General features: G+C 39.0%; 6 protein-coding genes. All 6 read right to left on the bottom strand.

Annotated elements, in window-relative coordinates; translation table 11 throughout:
* Window positions 1–389: 389 nt before the first annotated feature.
* The gene (locus tag LPB89_RS21685; RefSeq protein ID WP_230703700.1) at window positions 390–2,840 is read right to left on the bottom strand and encodes a polysaccharide lyase family 1 protein; all 2,451 of its coding nucleotides are present in this window, start codon (window positions 2,838–2,840) and stop codon (window positions 390–392) included.
* Between the two features lie 5 nt (window positions 2,841–2,845).
* Complete coding sequence (locus LPB89_RS21680; RefSeq protein WP_230703699.1) at window positions 2,846–5,176, bottom strand: DUF5703 domain-containing protein; 2,331 nt, start codon at window positions 5,174–5,176, stop codon at window positions 2,846–2,848.
* Between the two features lie 102 nt (window positions 5,177–5,278).
* Window positions 5,279–6,703: a sialate O-acetylesterase gene (locus LPB89_RS21675; protein ID WP_230703698.1), complete on the bottom strand. Its 1,425-nt coding sequence runs from the start codon at window positions 6,701–6,703 to the stop codon at window positions 5,279–5,281.
* A 1,254-nt stretch (window positions 6,704–7,957) separates the two neighbouring features.
* The gene (locus LPB89_RS21670) at window positions 7,958–11,368 is read right to left on the bottom strand and encodes a glycosyl hydrolase (protein WP_230703697.1); all 3,411 of its coding nucleotides are present in this window, start codon (window positions 11,366–11,368) and stop codon (window positions 7,958–7,960) included.
* Between the two features lie 108 nt (window positions 11,369–11,476).
* Window positions 11,477–14,812: a glycoside hydrolase family 2 TIM barrel-domain containing protein gene (locus LPB89_RS21665; RefSeq protein ID WP_230703696.1), complete on the bottom strand. Its 3,336-nt coding sequence runs from the start codon at window positions 14,810–14,812 to the stop codon at window positions 11,477–11,479.
* Window positions 14,813–14,871: 59 nt separating this feature from the next.
* Window positions 14,872–15,981: a glycosylase gene (locus LPB89_RS21660; RefSeq protein ID WP_230703695.1), complete on the bottom strand. Its 1,110-nt coding sequence runs from the start codon at window positions 15,979–15,981 to the stop codon at window positions 14,872–14,874.
* Window positions 15,982–15,993 lie beyond the last annotated feature (12 nt).

The following is a 15,993-nucleotide window of genomic DNA, read 5'->3' as shown; positions in this document are numbered from 1 at the left end:
TGTGCAATTCGTGGCAGCAGTTTTTTTCACGTAGATTTAGCAGATCACGCAGATTTTTCTTTTGCCACGAATTCCACTAATTTCCACTAATTTTTATTGAAATAGTGCGAAAATTAATTCGTGAAAATTCGTGCAATTCGTGGCAGCAGTTTTTTTTCACGCAGATTCAGCAGATAAACGCAGATTTTTCTTTTGCCACGAATTCTACTAATTCACACTAATTTTTTATTGAAATAGTGTGAAAATTAATTCGTGAAAATTCGTGCAATTCTTGGCAGCAGTTTTTTTTACGCAGATTCAGCAGATCAGGCAGATTTTTTAGTGTATATTCTAACAAATAAAAACTGCGCTGATCTGCTCAATCTGCCAAATCTGCGAGCGATTTTTTTTTATTTAATAAAGAAATTTATGGTACGGCTCATCGAATCTCCATCGGCATCTTTAACGGTTAATACAAAAGATGCAAACCCTGATTCGATCGCGGTAAACTCAACATCTGCTCCTTTCAAAACTACTTTTCCATTTTTAAGATCAGAGAAAGTGTAAACCGGTTTGTTCTCATAACCCTTGAAAAAGTCTGCTGCCGAAATTTTTAACTGCGCTCCTGAATTCACAAAATAATGAGGCGTGGCCAGCCAGTCTAAATAATCATCCAATTGTGTAAAACCATCTTTATCCGTATCTGCATTAGCATCTGAAAAATCTCCTGCTTTAGAATTCTCATCTGAACCCAACGCTTTTTCCCACCAGTTTGGTAATCCGTCATGATCCGTGTCAAAATCAGCAGGTCGGGATTCCGTTGCAAAATCCGGCCATCCTCCGGCATCCGATTCGTTATCGATCATTCCGCCTAAACCACTTTTACTTCCTTTAAAACTAAAGGTTCCCTTTAAAGTTTCATCCACAATCCGGTGATCATGCTTGTCAAAAAACGGCTGATTGGCCCCAACATCTGAAAGTACATTTTTATAGGCTGCTTTCGCGGATTGCGTTTCCACAAAAGATTCGAAGAAAGGTTTATCGACAAAGGTTTCATAATTCACAATCTCTTTATTGGAAATTGTCATTTTTCGTCCTTTTTCCTGAGAAGCCTCATCAAAATAACCCGGCATTACATTTCCGTTAAAATAATAACGCTGCATTCCTTTTCCCACACCTTCATGCTGTGCATTTAAAGCGACGAAAATACCTGTAGAAGCGCCTGGTTTGTAAAAATTATTCACAAAATTTACTTCATTGGCACCACCGTCGGTGGTGCGGTGTCCCCAGTTGTAAACCACATTATTTGTAATATCTACTTTGCCGGAATAATAGCCGTCACCATTTAAACCACCGCCAATACTCCAGTTACGTCCGTAATTATGAGCCAGTAAATTGTGGTGAAAACTTCCGATATCACCACCAATCGTCGCTGCGTATCCGTGCATTTTTCCGGCTTCATACTTATCGTGTCCCGCCACATTTAAAGCCTCTGAAATTAAAGTACGCTGCAATGTGATATGATGTGCTCCACGGGAACTAAACGATTCATCGATTGTCCAGCTGATGGAACAATGATCAATTATACTGTAATTGGCGCCTGTAAGCCCCATACCATCATAGGTCGTTCCGCCTCCAATTCTAACTTTCAAAAACCGGACAACACCATCATTTCCGGTCAGGCCGATGGGTGCCCTGCTGATTGTAATTCCTTCTCCCGGTGCCGTTTGTCCGGCAATAGTAACATAAGGCTGATTTACAACTAATCTGGAAGCCAGTTTAATATTTCCCGATACACTAAAAACAATTGTTCTTGGTCCAATTTCCTGATTGACAGCATCGCGCAGACTACCGGGACCGTCATCATTTAAATTGGTTACTTCAATGACTTTACCGCCTCTTCCGCCTACGGCAAACCGGCCATAACCTTCAGCTCCGGGAAATGCTAATTGTGCCGGTTTAAACGACCATACATTTCCTAAAATTACGGCTCCTTTCGCATCCACTTCATCAACACGCCAGTAATAGGTTGAACCACTGTACAAATCAGCAACCGGAAATGTAGTTGTCGTTAATTTGCCTTTAAATTCTTTTGAAGTTTCGGTTGCATTAGCTACTGCGTTTTTATCTTCTCCAAAATACAAGTGATGCGCTACGGCTTTTTTTGAAGCATCCCATTTCAGCACTGTATTTTTATCCACAACAAAATGTTCGTCAGCGTTTTGGGGTTGCGGAGAACGCGCCTGATTCATTAAGTTTGGTGTATCAATCTCAAAACCGTTGATCACGATTTGTTTTACAATATCCGGATTTGTGGCTGGATCTATTTCAAAACGAACAATTACATCCTTAGCTTTTGCAGCATTAAAAGTAATATAGGCCATCGCAGCATCAATCTTGGCATTGGCTCTCTGACTTGCCTGTACCGTTTCCTGCAGTTTTCCGTTTACATAAATTTTGATGGGAGAAAAAGTCTTTCCTGTAATGACATCAAAAGCATTATGAAACGTCAGTAAGGTATGTTTTCCCTGCTTTAATCCGCTGATTTTTAATTCTAAATTTTCACTTGTCACCAAACCGTCGCTTCCTAATCTGTTGTAAAAAGGAGCATTCATTCCGACTTTATACCATTTTGAGGTAAAGTTTCCTTTTAATTTAAAGGTTACTTTATTAAAAGATTTCTCCTCTTCTTTTCCTTCCTTTATCACCCACGACTCGTAATTAGGATCGTGAACTTCTTCCAGTCTTCTTTGAAAAAAATCAAAGTCAATTTTTACAATTTGTTTCTCCTGCTGCTGTGCCTGCCCGTTTACTGTTAAGATTATGGACAGGACAAAAGAGCTTATTAATTTCTTTATCATTGCTGTTATTTTAATTTAATTTTTTCTTCTATTGATTTCCCTAAGAGACTGACAATATCTTTTGTTCTTTCTTCAGGAGTAACTTTTATAATTTTGAAAATTCCGTTTTGAAGTTCGGCCTCAACAATCGTATTTTGGGAAGCGTGTAACTTAAAATGAACATTCCATTCTTTTGGCCAGGCCGGAAAAAGATAAATTTTACCCTCTGCTTCCTGCAAAAGCATTTCCTGCATGCCGATCATGCCCGAGCCTCCCCAGTTATGATCCGGAACCCAGTCGAAACCCGGTCCCCAAAATGCAGGAAACCTTCTTTCTGAATTGGCCATTTTCAGCAAATTGTATTTTTTCGCTTCTTCGGTTAATCCCAAATGCGCGGCAAAAATATTATCCTGTTTCCAGCCTATATAACTTCTGAATTTTATAGCATCAGCGTCATACTTCCAGGTATTTAAGGCGGTTTCTAAATCTGGTTTTCCAATGCCGTAAATTCCCCAGGGATACACCGGATACAATTGCGGTACTTCTGAATTGTTAATACGTTCCCATGATTTTGCAGGGACTAATACTTTGTGATTTTCAATCGTTCCAAAATTTAAAGGCGGAATTCTGGTTTGAAATCCGGTTAGGTAAGCAAGATCTTCTTTCGATAATTCTGTTGAAGACAAATTTAAAAGCTGTTGTGTAATGACTTTCAAAGCTGCAATCGTACTGTTGGCATTATTAGCCATTTTGTAGGTCTCTGCACCCGAACCTGGAAAAAGAATCAAATGCCCGTTTCCATCCAGTGCTTTTCGTCCTCTCTTTTTAGCCAGATATTGATAATGTTCATCAAAAAAACGAAGACAGCTGATGATAAAGGAATTGTATTTCTGTATATCTTCCTTGCCAAATTCTTTCTGCTGCAGCATCATTTGGCAAAACTCAAAAACCGTATCCCATTCATATTCCAGCCATGCATTATATTCCATTCCGGGATCATAGTCTGCAGGGCGTTTCCATTCGTATTCGGCCGGATTTGGCAGTCCAAAATTTTCTAATTGTTCTGTGAATGAGGCACCGTTATGATTCCAATAGACTTTACTTCTCAATTCTGCATTTTTCTGAAGGCTCAGATAATAATCCAGCTGGGATTTCATGAGATCAAAATCACCGCTTTTCACCATCGGAAAATAAACCAGTCTCTGATTTTGAGCCGTCATGGTTCCGCCTCCCCAATTCCTGAAATCTGGTGTAAAATTCAAATCCGGATTGGTAAAAACGGGGTCTACCGTAAAAAGCCCGCCATTGAATTTTGTGGGATATTTTCCATAGGCGTTGCAGCCCAACATATAGCGGAACAATTGATAATTTTGTCCCATTTGATACACCGAATCTTTCTCTGTCGTTTGTTTTTTCTGCGTAAAAATAAAACTGCGGTTCCAGAAATCATTCCACCATTTTACCGTATTTTTTTCCGCTTGTTTTGAAGTGTTTTTATTTGCTGAAATCTGATTTTTCAATTCGTCATTCCAAACCTCAACATCCGATTGGCTTGTGTTTAAATAAAGTTGTAAAGCCTGTTTTTTCAAAGGTTTTATACTCGAAAGACGGAATCCTTTAAAATCTGTATTCTGATAAATTCCCGAATAAGTGCCGTCAGGTTTTAAATTACTTCCTGTCATGAATCCGCCAAAGGTCAAATTCGCCAAAGGATTCAGCATTTGATCTTTTACCGATTCCATTTTTTGCTGTTGTACTGCCACATCAAAAACCGTATTTTCCCTGTTTTTGTGATAGAATTTTACCCCATTATTTTCAAACGAAACCGAATCTTTATACGTGATAATTTCTCCCTGGGGTGCCCATTTATGCGAATTGGCGTTATTGGATTTTCCTTTGGATTGCCGATTTTTATAACGCCAGCTTTCGTAAGAAGCAGTTATTTTCATCGGTATCTGACTTTCAAAATCCAAATGAATGACCGGATTAAAAACATCCACCCAAAGTTTGATTTTGGTATTATTTTGAGCAATTAAAATACAACCGTCTTTCAAAACCAGCTCCTGATGAAAACCTTCATTTGCCTCAAACGGATTAGGGGTTAACGCAACTTTTACACGACCCAGTTTGAGTAAAGTATTATGTTCGTCGAAAGTGCCGCTTCTGGAAAAATAAAAATACAAATCGCCTTTTTCTACCCAGACATTCAGTCCAATATCTCCGCCTCCCAAAGGCATTGATTCGGAGGAATTTTTACTTTGCCTATTCCAAACCTGGTTGTAGTTTTTGAGCACAGGGATTTGCGCCTTAGCAAAAAGCGTTACAAATAGAGAAACCAGGATTAAAGCATTTTTCACTTTTATTATTTTATTATTTTAAAATCTGCCTAATCTGCTAAATCTGCGAGCTAATTTTGTTCACGCAGATTTAGCAGATAATTATTTATATGGTTAAAAAAATTACCATTCATCAGTCCTGAAAGACGAAACCGGCAAACCTCCCGCACTAAACAATTCTGCCTTAGCAAAATCTTTCCATAAATAGCGAACGGCAACGGGCTTCGCTACTTTATCAGAAGTCAAAACCACTGATTTTCTGCGGACTACTGTTTTCGCCGGGTAAAATACTTTATCTTCTCCCGCCAGTTCAAAACCCGTTACTTCTTTATCATACGAGGTAATTCCGTTGGCAGCATCATCAAAAGAAACCGTTACGGAGCTGTCTTTGATTTCCATGCTTTTGTATTTTGGACTTTCAAATTCGAACCCTTCTATTCCGTAGGTTTTTGCCAAAGCCTGAAAAGCCAGCCTGTTTCCGCCTTTTTCTTTATCCATCGGATGAATGTTATTTTCTTCCCCAACATCCATCAAAACAGCCATTCCTGAATTCGGAATTTCTTTTGAAGCTTTTAACTGCGCTTCTCTCAAATATGCCGAATTGTATTTTTCGAGATAATCTTTTGGATGAAATTGGGCATAATTAAAAGGGGCAATCTGGGCGTAGTAGAAAGGAAAATCGCCCTGTTTCCATAAAGTTCTCCAACTGCTGACCATTTTTTTCATCAAAGCCATGTATTCAGAAGCTCTTTCGTAATTGGATTCACCCTGATACCAGATACAGCCTTTGATTCCGTAACCAATAACCGGTGAAAGCATTCCGTTAAACAAAGTCGTCGGAACACGATTAGGATCTTTTGCTAACTCTTCCTTCGTAGTTGGAATCTTAGCACTAGCAAAATCTTTCAGCATTTCCTGATTCATCCAGGCTTCCATACTGGAACCACCGTACGAAACATGAATCAATCCTACCGGAACATCTAAGACTTCCTGTAAAAGCGATCCAAAATACCAGGCTGTTGCACTAAAATTAGCCGTAGATTTTGGTGAAGCCACCTCCCATTTTCCTTCAAAATTGTCCAAAGCCTCCAAAACTGTCGCTCTTGGAATGGTAATCAGGTGAATATTTTTGTTGGTGGATCTAACAATAATTTCGTTTCCGTTTTTAACGGGTTGTCCCTGAAAGCCTTTCAAAGGCATTTCCATATTCGATTGTCCGGAACACAGCCAGACTTCTCCGATAAGTATATTTTTTATTATTACTTTTTCAGTTCCCTCGCTAACTTCAATTGTAAACGGACCGCCTGCTGCAGGTGTTTGCAGGGCTACATTCCATTTTCCTAAGTTGTCTGCTTTGGCTTTATAAATTTTAGAATTCCATGACGTTTTTATGGTAACCGCTCCGTTCTTTTCTGCCCAGCCCCATATTGGTGCATTCGATTTTTGCTGCAGCATCATATTGTCCGAAAACAAGGCAGGTAATTTTATTTTTGCATTGCTTTGAAGGCTTGCTAAAAATATTGCAATAGCTACAAGAGTATATTTCATTGGTTCGTCTGTGTTTTTTTGCCACAGATTACAGGATTGTGTGGATTTTTAAATCTGTACTAATCCTTTAATTTATGGCAAAATTTTGTTTATTTCTTTTTCTATTCTATCTTTTAAATTGCCTCCTGCTTTAGCTGCAGGAATAAAATTCGCTCTGAAAATGGCTTTAGCCAAATGTTCCATTTTTGGCTAAAGCCAATCCTGATTTGCTACCGTATTCATCCAGCTAAAGCTGGACGCTATTCATGATTATTTTTATCCTTTTGCCACAGATTATAGGATTGTAAGGATTTTTAAATCTGCGTTAATCCTTTAATTTATGGCAAAATTTTGTTCATTTCTGTTTTCTATTCTCTCTTTTAAATTGCCTCCTGCTTTAACTGGAGGTATAAAATTGGCTCTGAAACTGGCTTTAGCTAAATGTTACATTTTTGGCTAAAGCCAATCCTGATTTCCTACCTTGTTCATCCAGCTAAAGCTGGACGCTATTCATCATTATTTTATTATTTTGCCACACATTATAGGATTGTATGGATTTTTAAATCTGCATTAATCCTTTTAATTTGCGGCAAAATTTTGTTCATTTCTGTTTTCTATTCTCTCTTTTAAATTGCCTCCTGTTTTAGCCGGAGGAATAAAATTGGCTCTGAAAATGGCTTTAGCCAAAATATTACCGTTTTTGGCTAAAGCTGCAATCCCGATTTCCTACCTTGTTCATCCAGCTAAAGCTGGACGCTATTCATCATTATTTTATTCTTTTGCCACAGATTATAGGATTATATGGATTAAATCTGTGCTAATCCTTTAATTTGTGGCAAAATTTTGTTCATTTCTGTTTTCTATTCTATCTTTTAAATTGCCTCCTGCTTTAGCTGGAGGAATAAAATTGGCTCTGAAACTGGCTTTAGCCAAAATATTACCGCTTTTGGCTAAAGCCGCAATCCCGATTTCCTACCTTGTTCATCCAGCTAAAGCTGGACGCTATTCATCATTATTTTTATTCTTTTGCCACAGATTATAGGATTGTATGGATTTTTAAATCTGTGTTAATCCTTTAATCTGTGGCCACGTTTTCTTCATTTCTTTTTCTATTCTATTTTAAATTGCCTCCTGCTTTAGCTGGAGGAATAAAATTGGCTCTGAAAATGGCTTTAGCCAAATGTTACATTTTTTGGCTAAGCCAATCCTGATTTGCTACCGTATTCATCCAGCTAAAGCTGGACGCTATTCATTTATTTACTTCCTTTTCCTCTTTCACTTCACCTCTTTTACGATCCTAACGGGTCCCAATAAACCAGCTTTCAATAATGGTTCCCCTTCCAATCTGAAAGGAGCTGTTGTCCACGTTAATCTTTCTTCTTTCGGTAACTTTTGGTCGCCAATTAAGCGGTTTGCCCAGGTATTGGTGATTTTTATTTCGATCTTGTTTTTTCCTTTTTGCAACGCAGCTGAAATATCAGCCCGGTAAGGAAATGTCCAGATTGTACCGCAGTCTTTTCCGTTGATGCTGACTTCGGCGATATTGGCAATTGTTCCTAACTCCAGCCAAAATTGATCCGTCGTGTTTCCTTTCCAGATGAGTTCCTTTTGATATGAAACTGTTCCTGAATAATATTTAATCCTGTCGTCTGAAGAAGTGCTCCAGTCAAAAAGTACATTTGTTTTTATCCCTTCTTTTGGGCCGTGGAATTCCGGATTAAACTGCAATTCCCAGCTTTCGTCTAGAGTCTGCACGGTTTCAAACTCGGTTGTATTCTGATTTCCATGACCTGATTTATTTTTTGCTTTTTCTTTAAAAATGACAAATCCGGACTCATTTTCATTTAAGGATAATGGAATCAGCGTTCGCCCATTTTCTATTTTCCAGCTTTTTAAAATAGTGGTTTTATCGGTTACAGGATTGTACCATTGTGGAATTTTTCCAGTTACGCGAAATGAAACTTCAAATGTTCTTTTTTCTTCTTTCTGATTGGATAGAAAATAGATTTCTTCCGATTCTGATTTGCGGTGTGTCCAGGCAATTGTTTCTGAGTCTTCGCGATTTAATTTTGGAAAATAAACATCCGGCTCTATTCCGATTTCCTTAAAATCATTTCCTAAATAAGGGAGTTTAATCACTGTTCCTTTTCCTATTTTCCACGAAGAAGCATTCGGGCTGTCATTCCAGATTTCATCTACTATCAACTGCCACTTTTTCTCATCTGCATCTGATTGGATTCCCGGCTGTACATTCGGTTTTTCAGCAATAAAAATAGTCCCTCCGTCTTTTACGAGCTGTACTATTTTTTCGGCGGAAGCCAAAGAAATCATTTTATTAGGTGCCATTTTATGACTTCCCGGAAAAAGTAAAGCGCCATATGAGATGCCTCCGCCAAATGTTATTTTTCCGTTCTCGACTTTAGCTTTTCGGATTAAGACATCTGAGTTAAAAGAATCGTACTGATAGCCATTCATCGCATTGACCCACTGCGATAAATCGGTACTGTTTTTTGAAGAGGTAACTTCCTTTGGTGCTCTCAAACCCGGCTGTCCTTCATTTTCCAATCTGATTTTCTCCTGCTGTACTCTTGCCGATCCGAAAACATTCGGAATAAAAGGCACTAATCGGTCCGGAAGAATGGAACGTGACGGTAAATCTTCACCAATAAAAACAGCCAGATCAATAACAGGTTTGCCCTTTTGCAATTGAAACTGCACTCTCTGGCAATAGTCTACCCATGCTTTTCCGGGTTTCCACCAGGTTTGATCCCTTTGAAAGTAAGAACCGACACCGTCTAAAGTCATTCCGGGTTTCCTATCCGTCCATGGATTGTGTACAAAAACGTGGTAGAAAAACCGGTTGATTCCAAGTGCGTAATTTCTATCGGCAAGCGTTTTAAGATTTCCGGGATGCTCGTCCCAGTCCATTTTTAGTTCGGTAAAAGCTTCTGCCTGAATAATATCTTTGCCATAAATATGCCCTCCCGAAATGGCATCGAGCATATCATTTGGTTTGTCGTGTGTCGGGCTTTTCAGCCAAAATTCACCACTCGGATAATCGATGTGTTTAAAATGTAAAAGTCCGTCGCTCATCATCGTTGGCGCGACATTTTCGGAACTGAATTGTACTCCGGCTTTCTTCGCTTCATCGGCCAATGTGGCAAAAAAGTTATCGGTTATTAATTCTGAAATCGTTTTTCTGACGTCGTACAAAACTTTTTCAGAAGTCTGAATATCATTCAATGGAATCCCTGCCATCAAAGGAAGATAGTCTACGATATCATAACCCCGGCGTTTTTTGAATTCATCCCTAAAAACCGGCGACCAGTTCTGGCTGCCACATTCCCAACTATCAATATGCAGGATTTTCACCACTTTTGAAGCGAGTTCCGGACCTGCCACCCTTAACATTTCACCAAACCAATGATCCAGTTGAAAACGAACGGCATCAGCACTAAATTTATCAACTTCCAATCCTCTTGCTGCTCCTGCTGTGGCATTTTCGTAACCGGTAGAAGTAGATCCAAAACGAATAATTCGCCAGCTTGTATTCGAAGGCGCTTTCCAGTTCAGAATTCCTTTCGTATCTGTGAATTTTGAAATATTAATCATTTCTGATTGTGTGGCACAATCACTATCCTTGATTTCGGCCGTTGTGGTTTGCGGACTGAGTCTCCAGATTGCCCCGGATTTTCCCTGATAATTATCGATCAGTGCTTCATTGGATAAAATAATTTTGGTAACTTTTAGTCCCTGATTCCATTTTGCCGGATCCAGATCTTCTGCTCCGGGTTCTGTGCCTTCAGGATCATAAACAAATCTGAAATACTTGCCTTTTGTCGGGATAAGACTGTGCGTGTAAAAAGCATCTGCATCCTGCCAGCCTTGTCTTGGCGTTGTTAATCTGCCAAGGTTCTTAAAGTTTTTTCCATCATCGCTTACTTCAATAATCAGACGATGTGCCTGGTAATTATTGCCTTTGGTCTCGATCTGAATGGATTTGCACAAAAATGGCTGGTCAAATTCGTACTGAATCCATCCTTTTTCTTTTAACCTGAATTGATCGTCTTTATTGGAATCACTCAGAAAAGAAGCATCAAAATCTCCTAAAGTTGAGGTGATTTTTGGCTGTTTTTTAACTGAGGTTATTATTTCTTCTTTTAGCGGAATCGCAAAAACAGCAATATCCTTATAATATTCTTTGTAATGTTTGGGAACGGGTAAAGTCAGGTTTTTAATGTCTTTTCCTTTCACGGTAACATCTGCCCAAACCACTTTTTGCATGGATATCTCGGGCGTAATCCAGGGTCCGCCTGCAACTGCAAAACCATCCGCGGGATGGAAGGCAATTTTTACGCCCAAACGGTCTGCTTCTGTCAATGCCCAATGCACGAGTTCCCAAAATTCTTTACTTAATTGTAAAACCGGAGGCGAAATCAAAGGCGGATTTGCTGGTCCTTTTATAGTCATCAGATAAGCGCCTCCGATTCCTGCCTGTTTCATGGCCTCTAAATCGGCAGTGATGCCTTCTTTCGAATACGCACTTTGCATCCAGTACCAATATACCCAGGGTCTGGAAGATTCGATTGCAGGCTGGAATAAATTGGTTTCTTTTTTATGGATTTCCTGCGCGGAAACGAATCCCGCGAAGAGTAACATTAAAAAGAAGTATGCTTTTTGAAACATTGGTTTTGTTTTTTATTCTTTAATATTTATACCGGACAATCTGTGTGTAAATTTTTACTCTCGCAGATTTTGCAGATTAAGCAGATTTTTTTTTTTGATATTCTTTACTTAATATTTAAATTTCTTCAGACTTTCATCTAATGCATTTTTTGAACTGTTAAAAGGGATTAGGTAAAAACTATACTCATAATCTCCTGAAGGAATCTGATATTGTTCTAATGGCTGTGCGACTTTTGTCCAGCTGTCATTTCCTCCAACTCCCATTTGAATTAAATCGATATTGACTGTCAAAAATCCGGGATCCTTTAAATCGAAAGTATGTTTGGCTGCACTTAAATTTTCCTGCGTATACGGCCAGGCACTCATGCTCAGGACTTTCTTATCATCTGCCACTATCAATCCTTTATTTTTTTGTGGTGTTGTAAAAGCCATCCATCGCACTTCTGTTCTGTTGGCGTTTTCCTGAGGTTTTACATAATGCTCTAAAAACTCATTTATGGGTAAAGAATATTTACCCACAAACGACCCGAAACTTCTGTCGATATAGTTCTCCAGTTCTCCTTTGCCGTACCATGAAATCTGATCAAATTTTCGTTGGACTCCCAACTGCATTCCAATTTTCGGGATGTTTGGCAATTTGCTGGTTGCTTTTAGGCTGTAAGCTACTTTTATGATTCCGTTTTCATGAATTTTATAAATTACCTGCACTTGTGCACTGTCTTTTATCACCTCATAATCACTGGTAATGATCGTTCCGTCATTTGTGATGGCCATTTTAGTACTGACCACTTTTGGTTTCGCCTGATACCAGGGTTTTAAGACTTTATGGGATTTCCATCCCCTTTTATCGTTATCGGTAAGCGGTCTTACAAAGTTGGGAAGCAATGGAGCGAAAATTTGTTCTTCGCCGTTAAAAATATAAGAACTCAAAGCTCCGTTTTCTTTCGTAAAAGTAATTTCAAACTCTTTGCCTTTGATTTTATAATCGGAATCAGTTTCCGTAGTTTTAAATTTAGTGTCTTTTTGAGTGGCAAAGTTTAAAGCAACTTCCGCCTTTTTCAATAAAAACTGATCGGTTGCAACGGCATATCCTTTTGAGGCCCACTCTTTATCTGATGAAAGCTGAAATTCAATATTCAAAAAGTATTCGGCTTCTTTTTTCATTTTTGGCAGATACGGATTTAAATCTAAAATTACGGATTGTCCGGCTTCCAGATTTAAAGGTTTTAGTATCTGGGTTTTAATGAGATTTCCGTTTTCCAGTATTTTCAGAACAGAAATATAGTTCTGTAAAGAGGTAACGGCCTGACGGTTTTTTATTTCTAACTGATATCCGTTATTTAAGGTGGAAGTTACCGGCTGGAATACCCATTTGCATTCATAAATGGAACCTTTCGGTTTTCCGTTTGAATCTACAATCCCTTTTGTATTGAAGTTTCCGTCATGATATTTTTCACCAAAATCACCTCCGTGTGCAAAATATTCCTGACCTGTTTTCTCATCGATTTTAACCAGTCCCTGATCTTTAAATTCCCAGATACAGCCGCCGATCACTCTTGGAAGCGAACGGAACTGATCCCATAATTCTTTTAAATTCCCAACTGAATTTCCCATCGCATGAGAATATTCAACAAAAATAATCGGACGTGTATCTTTCTTTTGGTCCACCAGAAATTTAGACGTAAAAACGCCCGGATAGAATCGGCTTACCATGTCTACATACGGTTCGTCCTGTGGATTTTCAAATCGATAGGCGTGGTCAATTGTTTTTGGATATCCCGGATCCAGCGGATCAATATATCCCTCTAGTCTCGGGTTTCCCTGAGCGGGCTCGTAATGTACGGGTCTGGTGATATCGAAATCATGAACCCAGCCTGCCATAGCCGAATGATTCGGTCCTTTTCCTCCTTCGTTGCCCAGACTCCACATGACTACAGACGGATGATTTTTGTCTCTTTCTACCATTCTGGTCATACGTTCCAGATAAGCATTCGTCCATTTTGGATCGTTGCTTAGTTTTCCTCCAATTCCATGTGTTTCCTGATCGGCTTCATCCATCACCATTATGCCATATTGATCGCATAAATCATAGAAATAGGGATCGTTAGGATAATGACTGGTTCTGATAAAATTGAAATTAAACTTCTTAATCGTAATTAAATCCTGTTTAATATCTTCTCGCGACAGCGCTTTTCCTTTCGTCGGATGCTGGTCGTGACGGTTTATTCCGTACACATAGGTTTCTTTTCCATTGATTAACATTTTTCCGTTTTCTTTGGAAAATTCAATGGAACGAAAACCAACTTTACAGCTTTTTGCATCAATAATATTTCCTTTCGGATCTTTTAGCCACAAAACCATTGTGTATAAATTCGGTTCTTCGGTGCTCCATTTTAAAGGATTTTTAATGGTTTCCCTGAACATTCCAAAACGAACATTATCCAGACGCGGATAACTTTCGTTAATCATATCGATAACCGGTTTCTGAAGCGGTTCTTTGAATAAGGCAACATTTTTCGGATCGTACAATTGCACCTGAAAAGTATAATCCTTGATTTTTTCCCCGGTTAAATTTTCCACTTTTGGACGCAACTGAAAGACAGCATCTTTATATTCCTTGTCTAATTTGGTCTGATAAAAGAAATCCTGAATACGCAGTTTAGGCTCGGCCATAATAAAAACTTCACGCTGAATTCCACTTACACGCCAGTGATCCTGATCTTCAAGATACGAACCGTCTGTCCAGCGAATTACCTGTACAGAAATTATATTTTCGCCCGGTTTTAAATAAGGGGTAATATCAAATTCAGACGGAAGAAAACTATCTTCACCATACCCTAAAAATTCCCCGTTGAGCCAAACCTGAAAACCGGAACTTACGGCTCCAAAATGTAACGTTACGGTCATATCTTTCCAGTTTTCCGGAACCGCAAAACTTCTTTGATACGAACCAACACCATTATAATCTTTAGGAATATAAGGCGGATTTATGGGCCTGAACGGATAAACCGCACTTTTGTAAATCGGAATATCATAGCCTTTTAATTCCCAGTTGGAGGGCACTTCAATCGTATTCCAGCCTGAAACTTTACTTTGGTAAAAATCTTTGGAAGCTTCTTTTAAACTGGAGGCATATTTAAAATCCCAGTCTCCGTTCAGCATTTGAATTCTGCTCTTCGATCTGTCGCCTTTTAACGCCTCTTCGATATTTTCATACGAATAGGCCGTGGCTCTGGAAGGCTGTCTGTTTATGCTGGTTACCGTTGGATCTTCCCACGGAGCAAACTCATATTTTTTATGCAACTCCGGAATTCCGGCCGGTTCTCCGGTAACGGATTGGCCGTTTGCGAAACCCGTAAAAAGTAAAAGGTAAGTGGTGAAATGCAAAATGTGATTCGAAAACCGAAACCTGAAAAATGGATTACTATGATTTGACTTCAACATTTATGGTATGTTTTTGTAGTTGTTTGTGTCATTCCGATGACTGCAACTGTGACTGAAAACTATTTTTTCTTCTCGGGCGGCGCAACAAAATTCATTTCGCTTTTGCCTAAATCTTTGGAAGTTGCAATGGCAATTCCTCTTTGTTCTGCTTTATTTACGGCACAATAAAAATGGTAGACCACTCCGTTATATTTTACGACAAAAGATTTATGGGCAAACAGATCGTCATAAGGTTCCGATGACTTGATCAGATCTTCGCCTTTCCAGTCGTTCCAGTGAATTAAATCATTAGAAACGGCAAAACGGTTAAATGCTCCCGGTTTCCAGAACGCACCAAAATAGAACATGACCCAGGTATCGTTAATTCTTTGAATGTAGGGATCCCCTGTAATCCCTTTGTGATTATTCAATACCGGATTTTTCCCGTAACGTTTCCAGTTTTTCATATCATCGGAAACTGCCATTCCAATTCTTTCTGCTCCGCGCGCGGGTTTCAAACTGTCCCCACGGGCATTGTAATACATGATAAAATTAGATCCGGTTTGTTTTTCCGTATCGCGAATAACCGTGTTTTTGTACATCGTGCTATTGTCCCACCAGCTTACATCAGTGTCTTTTGGCGTTAAAACCGGCTTGTCTAATCGGCTAAATTCGTGTGCTTTTGTTGGAGACTCTTTGGTATAGGCCATTCCGATAGAAAGAACTCCTGCTTCATAACCTTTGCTGTCTCCGCCAAAATAACTCATCCAATATTTGTCTTCATATTTTTCCCATTCGTAGCTTCCACCCCACGCTGGGTCCTGTAACGAAATATATCCTGCTTTTTGATTGACATCCCAGTGTGATTCGTTTTCAGAGAAGGACATTACTTTTCCTAAATGTTTCCAGTGCAATAAGTCGTCACTTTCAGCAAGCCAGGTTTCGTAGCCTCTTCCACCGTAAATAAGATAAGTCATAAACCATTTTCCCTCTTTTCGAAAGACACTCGGGCAATCCATTTTGTATGAGTTATCCGTTGGCACCATTACCAAACCGTATTTATAAGGCGTTTTGATTTCGTTGTAAATCTCCTGCATTACGGTTTCAGTTATTTCCCTTTTCTTGTATTTCGTTGCACAACTGGTTATGAAAAGAGTAGTGATGGCAATTATGAGATATTTAATTTTCATTTCTTTGTTTTT

The sequence above is a fragment of the Flavobacterium sp. ENC genome, from assembly GCF_020991415.1.
Classification (GTDB): Bacteria; Bacteroidota; Bacteroidia; order Flavobacteriales; family Flavobacteriaceae; genus Flavobacterium.
The sequence above is the reverse complement of the archived record's forward strand: the minus strand, read 5'-3'. Positions and strand labels throughout refer to the sequence as shown.